Source organism: Lysobacter sp. A421, assembly GCF_054052145.1.
Genome location: NZ_JBSVRL010000004.1, coordinates 224660 through 248520, shown reverse-complemented (window position 1 = coordinate 248520; position 23861 = coordinate 224660). Strand labels below are relative to the sequence as shown.

Below are 23861 nucleotides of genomic sequence, written 5' to 3'. Positions count from 1 at the left end.
GGGCGCGCACGCCATGCATGAATCCGCTCACGTGGATGCCAGCGCGGTGCTGGCAGCGCAGGCGCGCTTGCGTCCCTACCTGGCGGCGACGCCGCTGCATTACGCCGAACGTTTCGGTTGCTGGTTGAAGCTGGAGAACCTGCAGCGCACCGGTTCCTACAAGGTGCGCGGCGCAATGAACGCCCTACTGGCCGGACGCGAACGCGGCGACCTGCGCCCGGTGATCGCCGCCTCTGCCGGCAACCACGCGCAGGGCCTGGCCTGGGCCGGCTATCGCCTGCGGACGCCGGTCATAGCAGTGATGCCACGCAACGCGCCGCAGACCAAAATTGCCGGCGTTGCCCATTGGAGCGCGACGGTGCGTCTGCATGGCGACACCTACGACGAAGCCAAGGCATTCGCCAGCGAGCTGGCCGAGCAGAACGACTACCGGCTGCTGTCGGCCTTCGACGATCCCGACGTGATCGCCGGCCAGGGCACGGTCGGTCTGGAGATGGCCGCGCTGGCGCCCGACGTGGTGTTGGTGCCGATTGGCGGCGGCGGGCTGGCGTCCGGGGTCGCACTGGCGTTGAAGTCGGCGCGTTTGTCCGGGATGAAATCATCCCGGCGCGTGCGCATTGTCGGTGCGCAGGTCGAAGGCGTGGACTCGATGGCGCGCGCCTTGCGCGGCGACCTGGAACTGCGCGACACCGCCGCCACCCTGGCCGATGGCGTGCGGGTCAAGGAACCCGGAACGCTGACCCGTAAGCTGCTGGCCGAACTGCTCGACGACATCGTGATCGTGCGCGAGGCCGAGCTGCGCGAGACCCTGGTGCGGCTCGCGCTGGAAGAGCACGTGATCGCCGAAGGTGCCGGTGCGCTGGCCCTTGCGGCCGGTCGACGCGTGGCTGGACGCCGCAAGTGCGCGGTGGTCTCGGGCGGCAACATCGACGCGGCCGTCCTGGCGCAACTGCTGTCGGACGTGCGCCCACGCGCGCCGCGACGTCCCCGCCGACGCAGCCGTGAACTGGTGGTTCCCGTCGCCGACATCCACCCCCTTTCCAGCCCCGCCAATACGGCCGCCGCGCCGTCAACCCGCGTGGTCGCTTCCACATCCGCATCCATCAACGAGGACTTCCACCCATGAGTACTGTCGAACCCGAGGTAACCCCTGCAAGCACCGCTGACACCGGCGACCCGGCGCACGTGCGCATCTTCGATACCAGCCTGCGCGACGGCGAACAGTCCCCCGGCTGCAGCATGAGTGCGCCACAGAAGCTGCGCTTCGCCCACGCCTTGGCCGAACTTGGGGTCGATGTGATTGAAGTGGGCTTCCCGGCCAGCTCCGACGCTGAAGTCGAAGCCACCCGCGCGATCGTGCGGGAGGTGCGGGGCTCCACCCTGGCAGCCCTCGCTCGCTGCCACGTCGGCGATATCGAGGCCTGTGCACGGGCGCTGGAGCACGCTGACGACGCACGCCTGCACGTGTTCCTGTCCACCAGTCCATTGCACCGCGAGCACAAACTCGGCCTGAGCCGCGAGCAGGTGGTCGAGCGCGCGGTAATGGGTGTGGAGTTGGCGCGCCGCCACTTCGATGACGTTGAGTTCTCCGCCGAGGATGCGCTGCGCACCGAGCCCGAATTCCTGGTCGAGATCTGCAGCGCCGCGATCGCCGCGGGCGCGACCACGCTCAACATCCCCGACACCGTCGGCTACACCACTCCGGCGGAGATCCGCGCGCTGTTCGAGTACCTGCGTACCAACGTGCGCGACGCGGGGCGGGCGGTATTCAGCGCCCACTGCCACAACGACCTCGGCCTGGCCGTGGCCAACAGCCTGGCCGCCATCGAGGGCGGCGCGCGCCAGGTCGAATGCACCGTCAACGGCATCGGTGAGCGCGCGGGCAACTGCGCGCTGGAAGAGCTTGTCATGGCCCTGAACGTGCGCCGCAGCTACTTCAATGCCCGCACCCGCATCGACACCCGCCGGCTGGTGCCGACCTCGCGCCTGCTGTCGCGCATCACCGGCATGCAGGTGCAACGCAACAAGGCGATCGTCGGCCAGAACGCGTTCGCCCACGAATCCGGGATCCACCAGCACGGGATGCTCAAGCACCGCGGCACCTACGAGATCATGCATCCGCAGGATGTGGGCTGGGAGCAGTCGCAGATGGTGATGGGTCGCCACAGCGGCCGCGCCGCGCTGAGGGACCGTTTGCAGACGCTGGGACTGGCGGTGGACGAGGCCCGCTTGAACCAGGTCTTCGCCACCTTCAAGGCACTGGCGGAAAAGAAGCGCGAGGTGTTCGACGCCGACCTGGAGGCGCTGGTGCTGGGCGCGGATGCGCAGGCATCGCGCGGCTACCGGCTGGCGCATATCCACGCCAGCACCGGCGGTGGCGATGCCAACCTGCCGACCGCCAGCGTGCGGGTGATCGATCCCGACGGCGACGTGGTCGAGGAAGCCGCGGTCGGCGATGGCCCGGTGCACGCGTTGTTTGCCGCCTTGTCGCGTGCCACCGGCATCGCGCTGGCCATCGACAGCTACCAGGTCTCCAGTGTCACTACCGGCGACGACGCACAGGGACAAGCCAGCGTGATCGCACACGTGGACGGGGTCGAACACACCGGCTCGGGCACCAGCACCGACATCCTGGAAGCCAGCGCGCAGGCCTGGCTGGAAATCGCCAACCGGCTCTACCGCGCGCGAACAGCTACCGGGTCGGCGCGGCTTGCTTGCCGGCCGCTTGCCGCAGCCGCAGTGGGCTGACTTCATTTCAGCCTCCGTGTTTCCGCCCTTATCCGGCGCTCCCTTTACCGAGTGCCACGCATCCAGAGTCCGCGCCATGCCTGCCCCAACCACCCTGCTCGACAAGCTGTGGGATGCCCACCGGGTCACCGCCGAAAGCGATACCTCGCCGGCCGTGCTCTACATCGACCTGCACCTGATCCACGAGGTCACCACGCCGCAGGCCTTCGCCGAACTCGACGCGCGCGGGCTGAAGGTGCGTTGCCCCGAGCGCACCAAGGGCACCCTGGACCACGCTACCCCGACCCTGCCGCGCCATGCCGATGGCACGCTTGCCTATGCCAACCCCGAGGCCGAGGCGCAGGTGGCATGCTTGCGCAGGAACGCCGCACGCCACGGAATCGAACTGTTTGATTTCGACAGTCCACACCGCGGCATCGTCCACGTGATCGGCCCGGAGCTGGGCCTGACCCAGCCGGGCATGACCATCGTTTGCGGCGACAGCCACACCGCGACCCACGGCGCATTCGGCGCCCTCGCGTTTGGCATCGGCACCAGCGAGGTCGGTCACGTGCTGGCCACCCAATGCCTGCTGCAACGCAAGCCACGGACGCTGGCGATCACCATCGACGGCGAACTCGGCGCCGGCGTCACTGCCAAGGATCTGATCCTGCATGTGATCGGCGTGATCGGCGTCAACGGCGGCACCGGCTACGTGATCGAGTACCGCGGCTCGACCATCCGGGCACTGTCGATGGATGAGCGCATGACGGTCTGCAACATGTCGATCGAGGCGGGTGCGCGCGCCGGCTTGATCGCCCCGGACGAGGTCACTTTCGCCTTCCTGCGCGACAAGCCGCGCGTACCACGCGGCCCGGCATTTGAGCAGGCGGTCGGGCGCTGGAAGCAGTTCCGCAGCGACGACGATGCGCGCTTCGACCACGAGGTCCGCATCGATGCGCGCGACATCCCGCCGACCGTCACCTGGGGCACCCACCCCGGGCAGGTCACCGCCATCGATACCGTCCTGCCTCCGGCCGGCAACGATGACGACGCGAAGGCGCTGGCCTACATGGGCTTTGCCGGTGGCCACCCGCTGGCCGGACAGCCGGTGGACGTGGTGTTTATCGGCAGCTGCACCAACTCGCGGCTGGACGATCTGCGTCAAGCGGCCGGCGTGTTGCGCGGGCGCCAGGTGCATCCACGCGTGCGGATGCTGGTGGTACCCGGCTCGATGCAGGTCAAACGCGACGCGGAAGCAGAAGGGATCGACGCGGTCGTGCGTGCGGCCGGCGCGGAATGGCGTGAGCCGGGCTGCTCGATGTGCATCGCAATGAACGGCGACCTGGTCGCTCCCGGTCAGCTGGCGGTATCCACCAGCAACCGCAACTTCGAGGGCCGCCAGGGACGGGGCGCGCGCACCGTACTTGCCTCGCCACTCACTGCCGCGGCATGCGCCATCCAGGGCGAGATCACCGACCCTCGCGCGTTCCTGCGGACGGTGGCCCATCCCACCCAGCAGGCAGCGGCAACGGAGAGCGCGTAATGACGGCCATCACCGAACTGCACTCGCGCACCGTGGTGTTGCGTGATCGCAACATCGATACCGACCAGATCATCCCCGCACGCTTCCTCACCACCACCCAACGCGAGGGATTGGGCCGCTACGCCTTCCACGATTGGCGCGCGGGACCGGACGGCCAGCCAGACCCGGGCTTCCCCTTCAACGACCCGGCCAACGCCGGCGCACAGATCCTCGTCACCGGTCGCAACTTCGGCTGCGGCTCCTCGCGCGAGCACGCGCCCTGGGCACTGCTCGAGCTTGGCCTGCGTGCGGTGGTCAGCGCCCAGATCGCCGATATTTTCCGCAGCAATGCGCTCAAGAACGGCCTGCTGCCGATCGTGCTGCCCGAGGCGGTCGTGGATGAACTGCTGGACCAGCCCGGCATCGCGCTGCACATCGATGTCGTCAGTTGCCAGGTGACGTTGCCTGACAACCGGCGGATCGACTTCCCGCTGGATGCGTTCGCCCGGACCTGCCTGCTGGAAGGCGTCGACCAGTTGGGCTACCTGCTCAAACAACAACCCGCCATCACCCGTTACGAGGAGTTGAACCATGCACGCTGACATCGTTGTCCTGCCCGGTGACGGGATCGGCCCGGAAGTAACCCGCGCTGCCGTGCGCGTACTACGCGCGGTGGAGCACAGCTACGGCCACCGTTTCGACATCCAGCAACACCTGCTTGGCGGCGCAGCCATCGACACCACCGGTCAGGCGCTGCCCGACGAAACCCTGGCGGCATGCCGCCATGCCGATGCCGTGCTGCTGGGCGCGGTCGGCGGGCCGAAGTGGTCCGACCCCAAGGCCGCCGTACGCCCGGAGCAGGGCTTGCTCGCACTGCGAAAAGCGTTGGGGCTGTACGCCAACCTGCGACCGGTAAAGCCGCACCCGGCCGCACTGGGCGCATCGCCAATCAAACCGCACCTGCTCAATGGCGTCGATCTGGTGGTCGTCCGCGAACTCACCGGCGGCATCTATTTCGGCGAAAAGCAGCGTCATGCCGATTGCGCCAGCGACCTGTGCGAATACAGCGTCAGCGAGATCGAGCGCGTCGTCCGGCGCGCCGCGACACTGGCGCGCCAACGCCGCGGCCACCTGGTATCGGTCGACAAGGCCAACGTGCTGGAAACGTCCCGGTTGTGGCGCGAGGTCACCAGCCGGGTCGTCGCCGACGAGTTCCCCGACATCACCCTGGAGCACCAGCTGGTCGACTCGATGGCGATGCACCTGTTGGCACGCCCGCGCGAGTACGACGTGATCGTCACCGAGAACATGTTCGGCGACATTCTCACCGACGAGGCCTCGATGCTGGCCGGCTCGCTCGGCCTGCTGCCGTCGGCCTCGCTGGGCGATGACGGCGCGGGCTTGTACGAGCCGATCCACGGCTCGGCGCCTGACATCGCCGGACGCGGCATCGCCAATCCTTACGCCGCGATCCTCAGTGTCGCCCTGCTGCTGCGCCACTCATTGGGGCTGGAGGGCGAGGCGACCTGCATCGAGCTGGCGGTATCGCATGCGTTGGACTCCGGTGCGTTCACCGCCGACATCGCCGGCCCGGGGGCAGCCTTCAGTACCGACGCGGCGACCGCTGCCGTGCTGGAGCACCTGCAGGTCCGGTGTTACGCCGTGACCATGCGCGACTGATCCATGTCATCCACCCTCGTCCTGCCTCGCGCGGAATCGGCCCACCTCGATGCTGCGTCGCTCAAGCCCGCCAGACTGCACAAGTTCGGCGGCAGCAGCCTCGCCGATGCGGCGCACTACCGCCATGTCGCCCAACTGCTGACGCAGCAACATGTCGCCATGCAGGGCATCCAGTACGTGGTTGTCTCGGCGATGCACGGCGTCACCGATGCCCTGATCGCGCTGGGCAATACCGCCGTGACCGGTGGAGACTGGCGAGCGGCGCTGGCCGCGCTGCGTGAGCGCCACCTCGTTGCCGCTGCCGGTCTGGACCTGGACCTGGGCTTGGACCAGGACGATCTGCACCACGACTTGTCCGCTTGGCTGGGCATGCAACTGGATGCCGTGCACACCCTGCTGGCGTCACTGGCGACGGACGGAACATCCGCCGATGTCGAACTCGCGGGCCTGCACGGGCTGGGCGAGGTGTGGTCGGCGCGGTTGCTGCAAGTCGCACTCGGTGGCGAGGCCGCCGGCTGGGGCCGGATCGATGCGCGCGACGTGCTGGTCGCCAACCCCGGCGAACTGGGGGTCGCGATCGACTGGGACGCCAGCCAGACGCTGCTGGCGGTCTGGCAAGCCAGGCAGCCTTCGTGCGCACGTGGACGCGTCATCACCGGCTTCGTGGCGCGCGACGCGCAGGGCCGTGCGACCACCCTGGGACGCAACGGCAGCGACTATTCCGCCGCCGCATTCGCGCGCCTGCTCGATGCCCGCGAGTTGACGATCTGGACCGATGTGGATGGCGTACTCAGCGCCGATCCGCGGCTGGTACCGGACGCGGTGTGCCTGGCGTCGATGTCCTACGCCGAGGCCAACGAACTGTCGTACTTTGGTGCCAGCGTGCTGCACCCACGCACCATCGCGCCGGCGATGCAGGCCGGATTGGCAATACGCATCCGCAACACCCACAAACCCGATGCACCCGGCACCGTGATCAGCGTGCGCTCCTCACCCGCCGCCTCGCCGGTCAAAGGCCTGAGCCTGGTGGACGGGATGGTTTTGCTGGAGCTCAGTGGCGCCGGCCTGATCGGTGTACCCGGCACCGCCGAGCGGATGTTTGCCGCACTGCACACCGCCGGGGTGTCGGTGACGATGATCTCGCAGGGCTCCAGTGAACATTCGATCTGCTGCGTGGTGCCCGAAGAACAGGCCCGGCCTGCACGCACCGCCGTCGCGGCCGCATTCGCCAATGCCATTGCGGACGGTCAAGTGGCCGGCGTGGAAATCACGTCCGGCATCGCGGTGCTCGCGGCGGTCGGCGATGGCATGGTCGGCGCACCGGGCGTCGCGGCGCGGTTGTTCAACGGACTCGCGAAGGCACGCGTCAACATCCGCGCGATCGCCCAGGGCGCCAGTGAGCGCAACATCTCCGTGGCGCTGGCCGCTCAGGACGCCGTCCGGGGCTTGCGCGCGGTGCACGCCGCGTTCTGGCTCTCACCGCAAACCCTGTCGGTCGGGTTGATTGGCCCAGGCAAGGTCGGTCGCGCCTTGCTCGCCCAGCTGTCCGACGCGCTGCCACGACTGGCAGGTGAAGCCAACCTCGGCCTGGACCTGCGCTTGCGTGCAGTTGCCGACAGCCGCCGGATGCGGCTGGTGCCACGCAGTCTGGACCCCGACACCGCGGTTGCCGCGCTGGAAGGCGCCGAAGTCCTCGATCTGGAGCAGTTCGCCGACCACGTCCGCGCCAGCCACCTGCCCCATGCGCTGATCGTGGATTGCAGTGGCAGTGATGCAGTGGCCGATCACTACGCCGACTGGCTCGCCGCCGGCATCCATGTGGTCACGCCGAGCAAGCATGCCGGCAGTGGCGATCTGGTTCGCTACCGCGCGATCCGCGCCGCGACCCGGCATGGTGGCCACTTCCGTTACGAAGCCAGCGTCGGTGCCGGGCTGCCGGTGATCCAGACCTTGCGCAACCAGCTCGACACCGGCGACGAGCTGACCGGTTTTGAAGGCGTGCTGTCGGGCACGCTGGCCTGGCTGTTCAACCGTTACGACGGCAGCGTGCCGTTCTCGGCCCTGGTACGCGAGGCGCTGGCACTGGGTTACACCGAGCCAGACCCGCGCGATGACCTGTCCGGCATCGATGTCGCCCGCAAGCTGGTGATCCTTGCCCGCGAAGCCGGACGTGCGCTGTCGCTGGATGACGTGGAGATCGAGAACCTGGTGCCGCCGGCGTTGCGCGGGATCAGTCGCGATGATTTCCTCACCCGCCTCGAGGAGCTGGATGCACCGCTGCAGGCACGGTTGGATGCCGCACGGCGCGAGGGCGGTGCGCTGCGCTATCTGGCCCACCTCGACCGCGACGGTCGTGCAAGCGTTGCGCTGGTCGTTCCGCCTCCCGGCCATGCCAGCTTGTACAGCCGGTTGACCGACAACCTGATCCAGTTCCACACCCGTCGGTACGCGGATAATCCGCTGGTGGTACAAGGTCCCGGAGCAGGCCCTGAGGTCACCGCCGCAGGCGTGTTCGGCGATCTGCTCGGCATCGCACAGGCTTTGGGAGCGCGGTTATGAGTCACGGCACGGCAGGCGCAACGCGCGAGGCGACCGCGTTTGCACCCGCCAGCGTGGGCAATATCGGAGTCGGTTTCGACCTGCTCGGCCACAGCATCGAAGGGCCGGGTGATCGCGCCACCGTGCGCAGGATCGAACCGCCCGTAGTGCGCATCAGCGCGATCGTCGGCAACGTCGCGGGAGTCGCGCAGCTGCCGATGGATGCGGTGCGCAACACAGCCGGACGCGCCTTGATCGAGCTGCGTGAGCAGTACGGCATCGCCCACGGTTTTGAGTTGCAGCTGCACAAAGGCATCGCGCTGGGCTCCGGGCTCGGCGGTTCGGCCGCGTCCTGCGTAGCCGCCCTCATCGCCGCCAATGCCCTGCTCGACGTCCCGCTCAGCCGCGACCAGTTGTATCCGCTGGCCCTGCTTGGCGAGTCCGTCGCCAGCGGCAGCGTGCATGGCGACAACGTCGCGCCGATGCTTTTTGGCGGTGTGGTCCTGGCCACCCCGACGCGCGCGATCCCGCTGTCGGCGCCGCCCCTGCATTGTGCGGTGGTGCACCCGCATTACATGGTCGAAACCCGGTACGCACGCGAAGCACTCGCAGCGCCTTACCGGATCAGCGAGTTCGTGCAGCACAGCGAATACCTCGCGCTGTTCCTGACCGGCCTGGCGCGCGGTGACAGCGAACTGATCGCCGCCGGACTGCACGATGTGCTGGTCGAGCCGCGCCGCGCGGTACTGGTTCCCGGTTTCGCCCAGGTCAAGGCGGCGGCGTTGGCCCACGGCGCGCTGGGCGCGAGCATTTCCGGCGCTGGGCCCAGCGTGTTTGGCTGGTTCCACCACGCCGCACAGGCGCAGGTTGCCGCGACCGCCATGCAGGCTGCGTTTGCCGAAGCCGGTTATGAGAGCGACGCGTACCTCTCACCCATCAACGGCCCGCGCGCAGAGTTGATTGCATGAATTTCGTCAGCACCCGTGGCCACTCTCCAGCGGTCGATATCGACACCGCACTGGCGTCCGGCCTGGCACCCGATGGCGGTCTGTATGTGCCCAGCGAGATACCCGGCCTCGCCATGGATCGCGCCGGTGAAACCCTCGCGATAACCGCGCACGCCCTGCTTGCGCCGGACTTCGCCGGCTCCCACCTGGCGCAACAACTGGGTGATATCTGCGCCGCCGCGTTCGACTTCCCGGCGCCGCTGCGTGGGCTTTCCAGCCCCAACGATCACCTGCTGGAGCTGTTCCACGGGCCAACCGCGGCATTCAAGGACTTTGGTGCGCGCTTCCTTGCCGAATCCCTGGCGCGCTTACGCACGCCCGAATCATCGGTAACCACCATCCTGGTAGCGACGTCCGGCGACACCGGTGCCGCGGTGGGCGCCGCCTTCCACCACCGGCCTGGATTCCGGGTAGTGATTCTGTACCCCGATGGTCGCGTGTCGCCGCGCCAGGCGCATGGGCTGGGTTGCCTGGGCGACAACGTGCAGGCCCTACGCGTGGCTGGCAGCTTCGATGACTGCCAGCAGCTGGTGAAGCAAGCCTTGTCGGATGCCGCGCTGCGCGAACGGCTACCGCTGAGTTCGGCCAACAGCATCAGCCTGGGCCGGCTGCTGCCACAGATGGCGTACTACGCCCATGCCTCGCTGGGCTACCGCGCCGAGCATGGCGAGAATCTCAACTTCATCATCCCCACCGGCAATCTGGGCAACGCGCTGGCTGCCTGGCTGGCACGCCGGATGGGGCTGCCTGTGGGCGATCTCGTGTTGGCGAGCAATGCCAACGACGTGTTGCCGCGCTACTTCGCCGGCGCCGACTATGCCCCGCAGCCGGGCATCGCCACCTTGGCCAACGCGATGGATGTCGGCGCGCCCAGCAACTTCGAGCGCCTGCGCTGGTGGCATCACGACGATGCCCAGCTACGTGCGGCGATGAGTGCCTGCAGCGTGGACGATGCGCAGATCCGGCAGGCCATCCGCGCGGCACCGGCCCGCCACGGCATCGTGCCGTGCCCACATACCGCGGTGGGCCTGCATGCATTGGCGCAGTTGCGTCAGCGAGGCGACGCCCGCGCGTGGGCGGTGGTGGCGACGGCACATCCAGCCAAGTTCGAGACCGTAGTCGAACCGCTGGTGGGCCACGTGGTGGAGCCGCCACCAGCCCTTGCCGCCGCCTTGGCAAGACCCGCATCCGCAACACCTTTGGCGGCCGACTACGACGTGTTCCGCGACTGGTTGCTGGCATAAGCGCGAAGAGGATGCATGCCCGTAGACCGGACGTTCCGATCACCGGCTTGGCAACCCGCGTCGATAACGGCTAGCTTCACCGAATGAAAATTAATCCAATAGCCTTCGCCGCGACCCTCGCTGTCGCCCTGTCCGCCTGCAACCCCGCACCGCCGGACGCTCCCGCCAGCGCTGCCGAGCCCGCCCCGGCAGCGCCAGCCGCCAACGCACAAGACGCGTTCTTCGAGCGCATCAGCGCGTTGTGCGGCCAATCGTTCGCCGGCACCATCACTGCAGAAGAACCCGCCCCCACCGGTCCCGACGCTTTCAGCGGCCAGCCACTGGTGATGCATGTGCGCGACTGCAACGAGCAGGAAATCCGCATCCCGTTCCATGTTGGCGATGATCGTTCGCGGACCTGGATCGTGACCCGTACCGACGATGGCCTGCGCTTGAAGCACGACCACCGCCTGGCCGACGGCAGCGAGGACCCGGTCACCATGTACGGCGGCGACACCGCCAGCGAAGGCACCGCCAGCCGGCAGGAATTCCCGGTGGACACGTTCTCGCAGGAGATGTTCACCCGCGAGGGCATGCAGGTATCCAACAGCAACGTCTGGGCGATCGAGATCGAGCCGGGCGCGCACTACACCTACGAGTTGGCGCGCCCCGACACCGACCGCCTGTTCCGGGTGCGCTTCGACCTCACCAACCCCATCGACACGCCCCCGGCACCCTGGGGCGCCGAGTAACCGCAGCCGTTCGTTCCCGTAGGGCGCAATAAGCAAAGCGCGTTGCGCCGGAATGCGAACGCCGCGGCGACCTCGACATCCGGCGCAATACGCCTTCGGCTATTGCGCCCTACGTTGGTTTCATTGGAGTTTTTGCGGCACCTTGACCCGGAACCACGCCGCGTACAGCGCGGGCAGGAACAGCAGGGTCAGCACCGTGGCCACCAGCAGGCCGCCCATGATCGCGGTTGCCATCGGCCCGAAGAATGCGCTGCGCGACAGCGGAATCATCGCCAGGATCGCCGCCAGCGCGGTCAGCACGATCGGCCGGAAGCGGCGCACCGTCGCCTCCACGATCGCATCCCAGGTTTCATGCCCGTCGCGACGATCCTGCTCGATCTGGTCGACCAGGATCACCGAGTTGCGCATGATCATGCCCGACAGTGCGATCGTGCCCAGCATCGCCACAAAGCCGAACGGGACCCGGAACACCAGCAGGAACAGGGTCACCCCGATCAACCCCAGTGGCGCGGTCAGCAGCACCATAACGCTCCGCGAAAAACTCCGCAGCTGCAGCATCAGCAGGGTGAACACGACGAACAGGAACAGCGGCACGCCGGCGGTGATCGAATCCTGGCCGCGGGTAGAGTCTTCCACGCTACCGCCGATATCCACCGAATAGCCATACGCCAGACCGGCACGGATCTCGTCCAGGGTCGGGGAGATCTGCGCCATTACCGTCGCCGGCTGGGTGCCGTCGTAGATGTCGGCGCGCACGGTCATCGTCGGCTTGCGGTCGCGGTGCCAGATGATGCCTTCCTCGAGCCCGTATTCCAGGGTCGCGATCTGGCTCAGCGGCACGCTCTGCCCGCTGGCGGTCGGCACCATCAGGCTGCCCAGTTGCGACAGATCGACCTGCTCGGCATCGCCACCGCGCAGGATCACCCCGATCAGCTCGTTGCCTTCTCGATAGGTGCTGACCTGGATTCCCGACAATGATCCGCTCAGTACCTGCGCCAGTTGCGCCGAGGTGATGCCCTGTGCCCGCGCGCGGGCCTGGTCGACCTGCAGGCGCACCACCTTGCCCGGTTCATCCCAGTCCAGGTTGACGTTGGCCACATGCGGGTTGTCGCGGATCTTCGCACGCACCGCGTAGGCGATCTTCCGCACCTGGTCGATATGCTCGCCCGAGACCCGGAACTGCACCGGGTAGCCCACCGGTGGGCCGTTCTCCAGGCGGGTCACGCGCATCTGCAGCTCGGGGAAACGCGGCACCACTTCCTCGATCATCCAGCGGCGGACCTCCTCGCGCGCGGCCAGGCTTTCCGGCATCAGCACGAACTGGGTGAAGTTGGCGGCGGGCAGTTGCTGGTCCAACGGCAGGTAGAACCGTGGCGACCCGGTGCCAACGTACGCGGTGTAATTGACCAGGTCGTCGCGGCTGGCAAGCATCTGCTCAAGCCGCTCGGCCTGCGCCTGGGTCGCGCGTAGCGAACTGCCTTCGGCCAGCTCCATGTCGACCATCAGTTCCGGCCGTACCGAATCGGGAAAAAACTGCTGGGGCACGAAGCGGAACATCATCAGCGAGACCACGAACGCCGCTGCGGTGGCCCCGATCACCAGCCAGCGATGGCGCACGCACCAGACCACCCAACTGCGGAAGCGCTGGTAGAAGCGGGTCGCGTAGGGATCATGCTCGCCGGCGTCCGGATTGTCGGATGGCAACGGGGCGATCCAGTCGGCAAATGCGGGATGTCGGTCCGCCCAGCGCTGGCGTCGAATTTGCCAGCGCGCCGCCAGCGAGCCGGGCTTGGACGCACTGCCGCGCCCGCCTTCATCGCGCTCGATGTGCGGCAGCAGCTTGTCGCCCAGGTAGGGGACAAACAACACCGCTGCGACCCACGACACCAGCAACGCGATGGTGACCACCTCGAACAGCGACCGGGTGTACTCACCGGTGCTGGAGGCGGCCATCGCGATGGGCAGGAACCCGGCGGCGGTGATCAGGGTGCCGGTCAGCATCGGGAACGCGGTCGACTCCCACGCAAACGCCGCCGCACGCAGGCGATCGAAACCCTGCTCCATCTTGATCGCCATCATCTCCACCGCAATGATCGCGTCGTCGACCATCAGTCCCAGCGCGAGCACCAACGCGCCCAGCGATATCTTGTGCAGGCCGATGCCGAACACGTCCATGACGGTGAAGGTCATCGCCAGCACCAGCGGGATCGACAACGCCACCACCAGACCAGTGCGAAAGCCCAGCGACAGGAAGCTCACCAGCAACACGATCGCGACCGCCTCGGCGAGCACGCGCACGAACTCGCCCACCGAGTCCTCCACCGCCGCCGGCTGGTCGGACACCTGGTGCAATTCCATCCCGGCCGGCAGGGTTTGTTGCAGCTGCCCGAACTCGGCTTCCAGCGTCTCGCCCAGGGCGAGGATGTCGCCACCGTCGCGCATGGCCACGCCGATGCCGATCGCGTCCTTGCCCATGAAACGCATGCCCGGTTGGGGCGGGTCGGAGAAGCCGCGATGGACCTCGGCTACGTCGTCCAGCCGGAACGTGCGATCACCAACCCGGACCGGGAAGCGGCGGATCTGTTCGACCGATTCAAACTGCCCGCTCACCCGCAGCGGCACCCGGGTACTGGCGGTCTCGAAGAAGCCCGCCGGCACCACCGCATTCTGCTGTTGCAAGGCCTCGCGCACCGCCGCGGCCGACACTCCCAGCGTGGCCAGCTTGGTGTTGGACAGCTCGATCCAGATCTTCTCGTCCTGGACCCCGAACAGCTGGATCTTGCCCACGTCCGGCACGTCCTGCAGCGCGAGCTGGACGCGGTCGGCGTAATCCTTCAGTACCGCGTAATCAAATCCTTCCCCGGTCAATGCATAGATGTTGCCGAACGTATCGCCAAACTCATCGTTGAAGAACGGCCCGACGATGTCCTCCGGCAGCTCCGGGCGCAGGTCGCCGATCTTCTTGCGAACCTGGTAGAAAAGCTCGGGCACTTCGGCCGAGCGCATCGAGTCGCGCGCCGCGAAGATCACCTGCGACTCGCCGGCGCGCGAGTACGACCGGATGAAGTCGTATTCACCGGTTTCCATCAGCTTGCGCTCGATCCGCTCGGTGACCTGCGATGCGATCTGGTCGGCGGTCGCACCCGGCCATACGGTGTGGATCACCATCACCTTGAAGGTAAACGCCGGGTCCTCGCTGCGCCCGAGATTCAGGTAAGAGAACGCACCGGCGATGGCGAGCACCAGCATCGCGTAGACCACCAGGCTGCGATGCCGCAAACCCCACTCGGAAAGATTGAAACGCATGGTCTGGGAGATCCTCGGTTCGGTATCGCGTGCGGTCAGTGGCGCGCGTCGGCCGTCGCCACGTCGCGGTTATCGCGATCCACCGGGCGCACCGTCTGGCCTTCACGCAACAGATGACCACCGGCGGCGACGACCCAGGCGTCCGGGGCCAGCCCGTCCAGCACCGGAACGGTCTGACTACCGTAGGCGCCGACGCTGACCGGCAGCAGTTTCAAGGTCGAGGTCTGCGGATCAACCACGAATACCGCAACCTCGCCGTCGCCCCCCGGTTGCAGCGCGGTGAGCGGAATGCTGAGCGCGTCGGTTTCCTGGCCCGGGAGGAATACGCGTGCGCTCTGGCCCAGCGCGAGCACCCCGGTGGGTGCATCCACGGTCGCGCGTACGGCAAAGGTACGCGAAGCGGGGTCGGCCACCGGTGCGATCTCGCGCACCACACCAGGCCAGCGCTCGCCCGGCCTGGACCAGACCTCGACCTGCACCGCTTGTCCCGGCTTGATGGCCGCCACCTGCCCTTCGGAGACCGCGAAAGCCACCTCGCGGCCACCATCGGCAGCCATGGTAAATACCGCTTGTCCGGCAGCCACTACCTGCCCCGTTTCGGCCTGTCGCTCGGCGATCACCCCGTCGGCGGGTGCCCGCAGCTGACTGTATTGGGCCTGATTGCTGGCGACCTCGAGCTCGGCCCGCGCCGCATCCACCTGGCCCTGCGCGGCGGTGGCGGCGGCATTTTGTGCATCCATGCTGGACCGGCTGACCAACTGGTCGTTGGCCAGTGCGGCGTAGCGCGCCTGATCCGCGCGCGCACGCCCCAGCTCGGCCTGGGCGGCGGCCAGTTGTGCCTGGGCTGCATTCGCCCGCGCCTTCAAATCATCGGGGTCGAGCGTTGCCAGCACATCGCCACGGCTGACGTGATCGCCCACGTCCGCCTTGCGTTCGATCATTTGGCCGCCGACCCGGAACGACAGCTGGCTCTCCTCGCGGGCACGGATCGCCCCCGCCAGCGAGTCGTGCACCGCGTCGGCGGCAACCGGTTGGGTCACCAGCACCGGCCGCGCCGACACGTCGGCCGTTTCGCTGGGACCGCACCCTGCAAGCAGGCCAGCCAGAAGCGCACCGGCCACCAGTGAACGGGCACCGATCCCCTGGATCGCAAAGCGGCTGCGCATGGGAAGCACCTCTTTGGGGAATTATTGGACCGAATGGTATTGTATAAATACAACACTCCTTAGTCTAATATTTAATTCATGCCTGAGCGCAAGCCCATTGACGATCACCGTGCGCCGCCAGGCACCAAGGCCGGCAGCCACGACGGCGCCCCGCTGCCTGCAAAGCCGGCCGGACCGGGCCGGCCGAAGGACATGGCCAAGCGCACGGCCATCCTCGACGCCGCCAAGCGGATGTTCGTCGAACACGGCTACGCCGGCACCAGCATGGACCAGATCGCCTCCGGTGCCGGCGTCTCCAAGCTCACGGTATACAGTCACTTTGGCGACAAGGAATCGTTGTTTTCGGCGGCCGTGGTGTCGTACTGCGACCAACAGCTCCCGCCTGCACTGTTCATGCCCTCACCACAGACGCCCCTGCGCGAGCGGTTGCTGGACATCGCCCACGCGTTTCATGCCCTGATCAGCAGCCCGCAGGCCATTGCTGCTCACCGCATGCTGTGCACCCCCCAGATGGCCGACGCGGCGCTGGCGCGCAAATTCTGGGAGGCCGGGCCACAACGCATCCACGACGCGGTGGCCGAGCTGTTGCGACGTCGCGTCACTACCGGCGAGCTGGTGATCGACACGGCCGATGCCGACCCGGTCAATCACGCGGCGAGCCAGTTGATCTCGCTGCTCAAGGGCGAACCGCACGCACGGTTGCTGCTGGGTTGCAAGGACGTCGATCCGGCGTTGACACACGCCCACCTGGTCGCCGCGGTGGATGTATTCCTGCGCGCCTATGCCGCCCGCCCATGACTTGCGTCGCGGTGACTTCCGGCACTCAAAACCGGCCCCCGGGAGGGCGATCCTGTGTTTGGTCGCACCGATGCTTCAACCGATCCTGATTTGTTCGCCGCGCACGCCGCTACAATAGTCAGTTGACACCAGCAATCCTTGAGACCCCATGAGCATGATTGATTACGCCAAGGCCCGCGAACTGATGGTAGAACAGCAGGTCCGGCCCTGGAACGTGCTGGATGCACGCGTACTCGACGTATTGGTGAAGATTCCGCGCGAGGACTTCGTACCGGACATCCACCGCAACCTGGCCTATTCCGATATCACCCTGCCGCTGGCCCATGGCGAGGTCATCATGAAGCCGGTCGTGCAGAGCCGCACGCTGCAGGAGCTGCTGGTAACGGCGGGCGAAGACGTGCTGGAGATCGGCACCGGCAGCGGCTACCTGACCGCGTGCCTGTCGCGGCTTGGCCGTGAGGTGCTCAGCCTGGAACGGCATGCCGACCTGGCCGATGCCGCGCGCGCGCGGCTCGAGGCCCGTGGCCTGGCCAACATCCAGGTACTGCATGCCGACGCATTTGAATACCGGACCGAGCGCCGCTTCGACACCGTTTGCGTCACCGGCGCGGTCGACACCATTCCCGATGCCTTCCTGCAGTGGCTGAAACCCGGCGGCCGCATGTTCATCGTGCGCGGCCGGGCACCGGCAATGGAGGCCGTGCTGGTATACAACGAGGCCAACGGACCACGGATTGAATCGTTGTTCGAGACCGACCTTCCCTATCTTGCAGGCGCAGCTCCGGTGCCCGCCTTCGAATTCTGATTGAAAGGACTCCGCATGATCCACCGCCCACTCGTTCTCGCCCTCGCCTTCGCCCTGTTGCCGGCCACCGCCGCCGCGGAGGATCTGTTGCAGACCTACGAGCTGGCGCGTGCCGGCGACCCGCAGTTCTCCGCGGCTGAGTCGAACCGCCTGTTCACCCGGGAAGGCTCGGTCCAGGCACGTGCGGCGATGCTGCCGCAGATCGACGGCAGCGCCAGCATCCGGCGCTCGCGCAGCGAAGGTCCGGCGACCCAGAACCAATTCAATGACCAGGGCGAGCCGGTCCAGTTCAGTGGTGACATCGAAAGCGAGACCACCACCCGCAGCGTCGGCATCAACGGCACCCAGATGCTGTTTGACATGTCCCGCTTCAGCACGCTGCGCAGCCAGAACGCATTGAGCCGGGCCAGCGACTTCCAGCTCGAGGCCGCCGGTGACAATCTGATCACCCGCACCTCGGCCGCCTATTTCAACGTGCTGGTCGAGTTGGAGACCCTGGCCGCCGCAGAAGCCGCCGAGACAGCGCTTCAGAAGCAGTTCGACTTCGCCTCCAAACGACTGGAAGTCGGTCTGGCACCGATCACCGACGTCCATGAGGCCCGCGCCCAGTACGACAGCGCGCGTGCCAACACCATCCTGGCGCGCACCCGCGTGGCCGATGCCTACCAGGCCCTGGCCGAGATCACCGGCACGCCGGTCAACAACGTCAAGGGCCTGCCCGCGGACTTCCAGCCACAGTTGCCGGTCAGCGAGGGCGTCGATTCCTGGGTGCAGACCGCGTTCGAGACCAACCCGGCTCTGCAGGCCAAGCAACTCCAGGTCGAATCGGCCGAGGCCAACGTCCGCACGGCGCAGTCCGCCCACCTGCCGACCCTGTACCTCAGCGGCGGCTACAGCAAGGGCAAGACCACCGGCGACCGCACCTTCAGCAGCAGCGACCTGCCCGACTCGGTCAACAGCCCGATCGAGAGCGAAAGCCGGGGCCCGGAAATCGGCATCACCCTCAACGTGCCGATTTTCTCCGGCGGCGCTACCCAGTCACGGGTTCGCCAGGCCATCAGCCAGCGCGACATCGCCACCGACGAGCTGGAGCAGCAGAAGCGCGCGCTTGAGCGCAATACCCGCAATGCCTACCAGACCCTGGTTGCCGGCATCAGCGAGGTCGAGGCACGTCGCCTGGCGCTGGTCTCGGCCCAGGCCGCGTACGACGCCTCGCAGGTCGGCCTGGAGGTCGGCACCCGCACCGTCCTGGACGTGTTGAACAACCAGCAGAACCTGTTCCAGGCACAACAGGCGTATGCACTGGCACGCTACAACTACCTGCAGCAGCGCCTGACCCTGGAACAGGCCGCCGGCACCCTGGACATCGACGACGTGCAGGACATCAACCGCCTGCTCACCGCCGACGCCGAGGCGCAGGTCCAGTCTCCAATCCGGCAATAGCCGACGCGGGCCGATCCTCGGCCGGATCGTCCCGCTCCGACGCGACCGGCGCCAGCGTCGGCTGCAGCAATGCCATCGTCCGTGCCAACGCGCCGCGCCCGGTCTCTACCAGCTTGCGACCATTGTCGGCCATGGCGCGACGCAATGACGGGTCATCCAGCAGCATCGACAGCGCCTGTTGCACGCCATCGACATCTGCACCGATACGCAAGGCGCCGGCGTTATCGAGTTGGCGGGAAATTTCGGCAAAGTTGTGCAGGTGCGGGCCCGTCACCACCGGGGTGCCCACCGCAGCTGGCTCCAGCAGGTTGTGGCCACCAATGGGCTGCAGGCTGCCGCCGACGAAGGCGACGTCGGCGCAGGCATAAAAGTGCACCAGCTCACCCATGGTGTCGACCACGAACACCACATCGTCCGCTCCTGGCAGCACTCCGCGCGAGCGTGTCGATACCTTCCAGCCGGCGGCGCGCGCATGATCGGCGACCACCCGGAATCGCTCCGGATGCCGCGGCCCCCACACCAGCAGCAGATCCGGAAACCGCTCGCGCAAGTGACGATGGATGGTGATCACCGCGGCCTCCTCGGCCTCGTGGGTACTCGCCGCGATCCACACCGGGCGATCCCCGCACTGCTCGCGGAACCCGGCCGCAAACTCGTCCAGCCCCTCCGGCACGGTCACGTCGAACTTCAGGTTTCCGACCTCGACCACCTGCTCGCTTCGCGCGCCCAGTCGCACGAAGCGCACCGCATCGGCCAATGACTGCGTCGCCACCATGGTCACCGTTCGCAGTGCCCGCCCCACCAGTGGTGCCAAAACCCGATAGCCGCGCAACGAGCGCTCCGACAGCCGCGCATTGAGGACGTAGACCGGTACGCCATGGTCACGGCAGCCGAACAGCAGGTTCGGCCACAGCTCGGTTTCCATGATCAAGCCCGCGCGCGGCCGATGGTGGCCGATGAACCGTGTCACCGCACCGGGCAGGTCATACGGCAGGTAGACATGCTCGACATCGTGGCCCCACAACGCGCGTACCCGCTCCGAGCCGGTCGGGGTAATGGTAGTCACCAGCAGATGCAGATCGGGGCGGCCACGACGCAGCGCATTGACCAGCGGTACCGCCGCGTTGACCTCGCCGACCGACACCGCATGCACCCACAATGTTTCCCGGTGGGGATCATCGTGGTAACGCGCATAGCGTTCGTTCCAGCGCAGCAGATAGCTGGGCTGGCGGAAACCACGCCAGATCAGGTGGTACACGGTGAGCGGCACCAACAAGTACAGCACGGCCGAGTACAGGCCGCGCAACAGGCGCTCGGTCAGCTCGCTTCGCATCGGCTCAGGATACTGCACAGGCAGCCTGATCCGGGCTGCGCCGGTAGAATCGGGCCATGCCCTCCTCCACTCCCATCAGTTCTCCCGTTTCCCCGGGCGCCGCCCCGCTCGGTCCGCGCCACTGGCCAACGTGGTTGCTGCTGGGCGGCCTGTGGCTCGTGGCGCGCATGCCGTGGACAGTGCAACGCGTCCTGGGTGCCGGCATCGGGGCCATTGCGTTGCGGCTGGCAACCGAGCGCCGGCGCGCGGCGGCCATCAATCTGCAGCTGTGCTTTCCCGAGCTCGATGCAGCCAGCCGCGACGTGCTGCTGCGTGAGGCCTTTCGCGACCTGGGCATCGGGTTGTTCGAATTTGCCCGTGCCTGGTGGGGGTCGGCGAGGCCGATGCGAAGTACCGTCCGGATCGAAGGCGTCGAATCCATCCAGGCGCTGCGCGCACAGGGACGCGGCGTGTTGCTGGTATCGGGCCACTTCCTGACCCTGGAAATGTGCGGCCGGTTGATGTGCGATCACCTGCCGCTGGCCGGTATGTACCGCCCCCATCGAAACCCGGTGATGGAATGGGCGGTAAAGCGCGGGCGGTTGCGCTATGCCAGTGCCATGTTCGCCAATGGCGAGTTGCGTCCGGCGATGCGCCATCTCAAGCAGGGCGGGATCCTGTGGTACGCACCCGATCAGGACATGCGCGGGAAGGACACCGTGTTCGCGCCGTTCTTCGGCGTGCCGGCAGCGACGATCACCGCGACCCACCAGTTCGCCCGCCTGACCGGCTGCGCCGTGGTGCCGTTCTTCCATCGTCGCGAGGGTGGCGACTATGTGTTGCGGCTGGGTGCGCCGCTGGAGGATTTTCCATCGGCCGATCCGGCCGCCGACAGTACCCGGGTCAATGCCGCGATCGAGGCCATGGTCCGCGAAGCACCCACCCAGTATTTGTGGATCCATCGACGGTTCAAGCGGCGCCCGCCCGGAATGCGGTCACCGTACCTGCCGCCGCAAACCAGCGAATCGCCTTGAGCCCGGACGCGGCCGCGCGCGACAGCCCAATCAGGGTCGTACAATCAGCGTCGTAGCGATCGATCGTGCTGGTCACCCACCGACAGCAAGCTGCCGGCGTACAAGGCGGCCAGCAGCAGGGTCAACCCGCCCCAGAAGGTCGAGTAGAACGCCAGGTGGGTGTTGATCGGGAACACGGTCACCACCAACGCCAGCATCGCCGGCCGGGCACGCTCGCGCGCAGCCGCATCGGCAAAGCTCCACGCGCGCCAGGCCAAGGCGACGCCGGCCAGCCATAACAGCAGGCCCAGACCACCGGTCTCGCTGAGTATCTCAAGCACGATCTGGTGCGCATGCAGCGCCGGACCCTCGCCCCATTGCGCGACCTCGCCGCTTTGCGGGTCGCAGGCCGGGAACGCCTCGCGAAAACCACGGGCGCCCACGCCGTTGACCGGATGGCGGCCGGCCATGCACACCGCCGCACCCCAGATCCGGGTACGTCCCGACAAGGCACGGTCAACGCCCTCCTGGTCGGCGGCAAATACGTGGGTGGTCCGCACCACCCGCTGTCGCACATCCGGTGACGCAATCCCCAACACCACCAGCATGAGCGCACCGAAGGCGAAGACGCCGAAGAGTTTCTTCCACCCAAGCAGGCGCCAGCCCGAGAGCACCAGTACCAACGCGTAGGTGAGCCACGACGCGCGCGAGCCAGCCAGTACCACCACCACCCCAACCGCTGCCGCCGTGACCAGCCAGCCACCAGTGCCGAACCGGCGACCGGCGGCGTACAAAAGAAACGGCGACAAACTGGCGATGACCAGGCCGAGCTTCAGGTTGCATGGCCCCAGGACGCCGCTCAGGCGATCCAGCCCCGCGACCTCCTTCGCGCTGCACATGCCGTAACCGCTGATGGCGTGCTTGATGGTGTCGATCCCAAAGAACAGCGGGCTGGTACCCGTCAGCGCCTGTGCCAGCGCATCCACGGTCCAGACTCCGATGATGATTGCCAAGCCACCAAAGGTGATCCGGCGGCCGCGCTCGTTGGCCACCGCCGACGCCACCAGCCACAGGAACGGCAAGTAGCGAAGATCGACAGCGGCTTCACGCATCGCGCGTCCCGGGTCGACCGCATCGAACGCGGAAAACAATTCCGGCAACCAGTAGGCGAAGAACAGCACACTGGTCAGCGCCCAGGCATGTCCGCTCAACAACGCGCTGCCGCCACGGAACCGGGAACCTACCAGCTTGATGATCGCGACCAGGGCGCCCAGCACCAGCACCCCTTCGGCATAGCCAGGCGCGGGCCACAAGATGACATAGGCCAGGATCCACGCGGGCGCCCAGCGCCAGCCCTGGACGGGCCCTTGAGCGGGGCCGGAATGACCGGCGCGACCGGATTGGGACGGCGTATCGATGGGGGTGTCAGTCAATGAGTTCGGCATAGACGGCCAAGGTGGCTTGCTGCATCGCGCGCAGCGTGTAGTGCGACAGGTCGTCCATCGTAACCGCTGGCATCGCGGCGGCTGTTGCCGGCGACCGCGCAAGCTGACACCGGGCCCGCTGAAACAGCTCGCGCTCATCGAACGCCGGGACCGCGCCCCCCGGTTGCAGTTGCTGCAGCAACTCGCCAACGCCGCCATGTGCCCAACCCAGCACAGGCCTACCGATCGACAGTGCTTCGATCACGGTGCGGCCGAAGGCTTCGGGCTTGCGCGACAGCTGCAACACCAGGTCACTGGCCGCGTACGCACGCGCGATGGCATCGGTGGGAGCGGTAAAGGCGATCGCTGCGCCGATACCCAGCGCAACGGCCTTTGCTTCCAGTTCCGCGATGTAGGCCTCCCGTCCCGGCTGACGTGCGCCGGCACACCACAGCCGCGCGTCCAGACCGTTACCACGCAGCTGCGCCAATAGCGCCAGTGCGTCCGCGTGGCCCTTCAACCGGGTACCGCGGCCGGGTAGCAACAGCAGCGGGCCCTCGCCCGCCAATGCCGGATGTTGCTTGGCCACCCACTCACGCGATGCCGGATCGAGTTGCGGCGCGCGCGGGAACCGGGCCGGGTCGATCCCGCGCGGGATTACCCGCAACCTGTCCGGATCGGTACCCGGATAATGCCGCAACACGTGCTTGCGCACCGTATCGGAGACGCAGATGACACGCTCGCCCCGGGTCATCACCTGGCTGTAGCGCGACGGCGAGTTGAGGCCATGCACGGTGCTGACCAGATGTGGCCGGCGGTCTGGCGGCATGCGGCGCAGCGCGAGCCGGGCCACCCAGCCCGGCAGGCGCGAACGCACATGGACAATATCCACATGCTGCCGGCTCAACAATGCCCGCAGCGGGCGCACCTGGCCCAGGGTCGATAATGATTTCCGCCCGATATCCAGGCTCACGTGTTCCGCCCCCAGCGCCTGCAAACGCGGCACCAGGCGCCCGCCAGCGGAGACGACTATCGCCCGGTGGCCCGCGTCTACCAGCGCGCCGGCAACTTCCAGCGCCGACAACTCGACCCCACCCGATTCCAGCGCCGGCAACAGCTGGACGACGGTCAACGGGCGCATG

At 67.3% G+C, this 23861-nt stretch carries 18 protein-coding genes; 13 read left to right on the top strand and 5 right to left on the bottom strand.

The features are described 5' to 3' along the window. Positions 1-13 precede the first annotated feature (13 nt). The 9 genes from ACW7G6_RS12505 (at position 14) to ACW7G6_RS12465 (ending at position 11452) form a co-directional block, all read left to right on the top strand. On the top strand, positions 14-1126 hold the full coding sequence (locus tag ACW7G6_RS12505; RefSeq protein WP_456979936.1) for a threonine dehydratase: 1113 nt from the start codon (positions 14-16) through the stop codon (positions 1124-1126). After that, a complete protein-coding gene (locus ACW7G6_RS12500) occupies positions 1123-2748 on the top strand; it encodes a 2-isopropylmalate synthase (RefSeq protein ID WP_456979937.1) in 1626 nt (541 codons plus the stop codon). Before ACW7G6_RS12505 ends, ACW7G6_RS12500 begins: the two co-directional genes overlap by 4 nt. Positions 2749-2824: 76 nt before the next feature. Beyond that, on the top strand, positions 2825-4273 hold the full coding sequence (leuC, locus tag ACW7G6_RS12495) for a 3-isopropylmalate dehydratase large subunit (RefSeq protein ID WP_456979938.1): 1449 nt from the start codon (positions 2825-2827) through the stop codon (positions 4271-4273). Then, entirely contained in the window at positions 4273-4854 is a 582-nt protein-coding gene (gene leuD, locus ACW7G6_RS12490; RefSeq protein WP_456998382.1) for a 3-isopropylmalate dehydratase small subunit, read from the top strand. The genes leuC and leuD overlap by 1 nt, the downstream gene beginning before the upstream one ends. Continuing rightward, on the top strand, positions 4844-5932 hold the full coding sequence (gene leuB, locus ACW7G6_RS12485) for a 3-isopropylmalate dehydrogenase (protein ID WP_456979940.1): 1089 nt from the start codon (positions 4844-4846) through the stop codon (positions 5930-5932). The genes leuD and leuB overlap by 11 nt, the downstream gene beginning before the upstream one ends. Before the next feature lie 3 nt (positions 5933-5935). Beyond that, complete coding sequence (gene thrA, locus ACW7G6_RS12480; protein WP_456979941.1) at positions 5936-8491, top strand: bifunctional aspartate kinase/homoserine dehydrogenase I; 2556 nt, start codon at positions 5936-5938, stop codon at positions 8489-8491. Beyond that, positions 8488-9438, top strand: a complete 951-nt coding sequence (locus tag ACW7G6_RS12475) for a homoserine kinase (RefSeq protein WP_456979942.1) — start codon at positions 8488-8490, stop codon at positions 9436-9438. Before thrA ends, ACW7G6_RS12475 begins: the two co-directional genes overlap by 4 nt. After that, positions 9435-10721 carry a threonine synthase gene (thrC, locus tag ACW7G6_RS12470; RefSeq protein WP_456979943.1) on the top strand — a complete coding sequence of 429 codons (1287 nt, stop codon included), beginning with the start codon at positions 9435-9437 and terminating at the stop codon, positions 10719-10721. The genes ACW7G6_RS12475 and thrC overlap by 4 nt, the downstream gene beginning before the upstream one ends. 83 nt (positions 10722-10804) lie before the next feature. Beyond that, positions 10805-11452 (top strand): hypothetical protein, encoded by a 648-nt coding sequence (locus tag ACW7G6_RS12465; protein WP_456979944.1) that lies wholly within the window; start codon positions 10805-10807, stop codon positions 11450-11452. A gap of 120 nt (positions 11453-11572) precedes the next feature. On the opposite strand, the gene ACW7G6_RS12460 is transcribed toward ACW7G6_RS12465, so the two are convergent. Next, positions 11573-14758: an efflux RND transporter permease subunit gene (locus ACW7G6_RS12460; protein WP_456998381.1), complete on the bottom strand. Its 3186-nt coding sequence runs from the start codon at positions 14756-14758 to the stop codon at positions 11573-11575. Positions 14759-14793: 35 nt separating this feature from the next. Further along, the gene (locus ACW7G6_RS12455) at positions 14794-15924 is read right to left on the bottom strand and encodes an efflux RND transporter periplasmic adaptor subunit (RefSeq protein ID WP_456998380.1); all 1131 of its coding nucleotides are present in this window, start codon (positions 15922-15924) and stop codon (positions 14794-14796) included. 78 nt (positions 15925-16002) lie between these two features. Here ACW7G6_RS12455 and ACW7G6_RS12450 point away from each other — a divergent pair, with 78 nt between their 5' ends. The 3 genes from ACW7G6_RS12450 (at position 16003) to ACW7G6_RS12440 (ending at position 18970) form a co-directional block, all read left to right on the top strand. After that, positions 16003-16722, top strand: coding sequence for a TetR/AcrR family transcriptional regulator (locus ACW7G6_RS12450; RefSeq protein WP_456979947.1), 720 nt, complete (start codon positions 16003-16005; stop codon positions 16720-16722). Between the two features lie 154 nt (positions 16723-16876). Beyond that, positions 16877-17527 carry a protein-L-isoaspartate O-methyltransferase family protein gene (locus tag ACW7G6_RS12445; RefSeq protein ID WP_456980140.1) on the top strand — a complete coding sequence of 217 codons (651 nt, stop codon included), beginning with the start codon at positions 16877-16879 and terminating at the stop codon, positions 17525-17527. 15 nt (positions 17528-17542) lie between these two features. Next, positions 17543-18970 carry a TolC family outer membrane protein gene (locus tag ACW7G6_RS12440; protein ID WP_456979948.1) on the top strand — a complete coding sequence of 476 codons (1428 nt, stop codon included), beginning with the start codon at positions 17543-17545 and terminating at the stop codon, positions 18968-18970. On the opposite strand, the gene waaA is transcribed toward ACW7G6_RS12440, so the two are convergent. Then, a complete protein-coding gene (waaA, locus tag ACW7G6_RS12435; protein WP_456979949.1) occupies positions 18924-20303 on the bottom strand; it encodes a lipid IV(A) 3-deoxy-D-manno-octulosonic acid transferase in 1380 nt (459 codons plus the stop codon). The two genes, ACW7G6_RS12440 and waaA, sit on opposite strands and share 47 nt — an antisense overlap. Before the next feature lie 74 nt (positions 20304-20377). Here waaA and lpxL point away from each other — a divergent pair, with 74 nt between their 5' ends. After that, positions 20378-21316 (top strand): LpxL/LpxP family Kdo(2)-lipid IV(A) lauroyl/palmitoleoyl acyltransferase, encoded by a 939-nt coding sequence (lpxL, locus tag ACW7G6_RS12430; protein WP_456998389.1) that lies wholly within the window; start codon positions 20378-20380, stop codon positions 21314-21316. Positions 21317-21360: 44 nt separating this feature from the next. Here lpxL and ACW7G6_RS12425 read toward each other — a convergent pair whose 3' ends face one another. Both ACW7G6_RS12425 and ACW7G6_RS12420 read right to left on the bottom strand, forming a co-directional pair. Continuing rightward, complete coding sequence (locus ACW7G6_RS12425; protein WP_456998379.1) at positions 21361-22740, bottom strand: O-antigen ligase family protein; 1380 nt, start codon at positions 22738-22740, stop codon at positions 21361-21363. Beyond that, entirely contained in the window at positions 22721-23860 is a 1140-nt protein-coding gene (locus ACW7G6_RS12420; protein ID WP_456998378.1) for a glycosyltransferase, read from the bottom strand. The genes ACW7G6_RS12425 and ACW7G6_RS12420 overlap by 20 nt, the downstream gene beginning before the upstream one ends. Between the last annotated feature and the right edge of the window lies 1 nt (position 23861).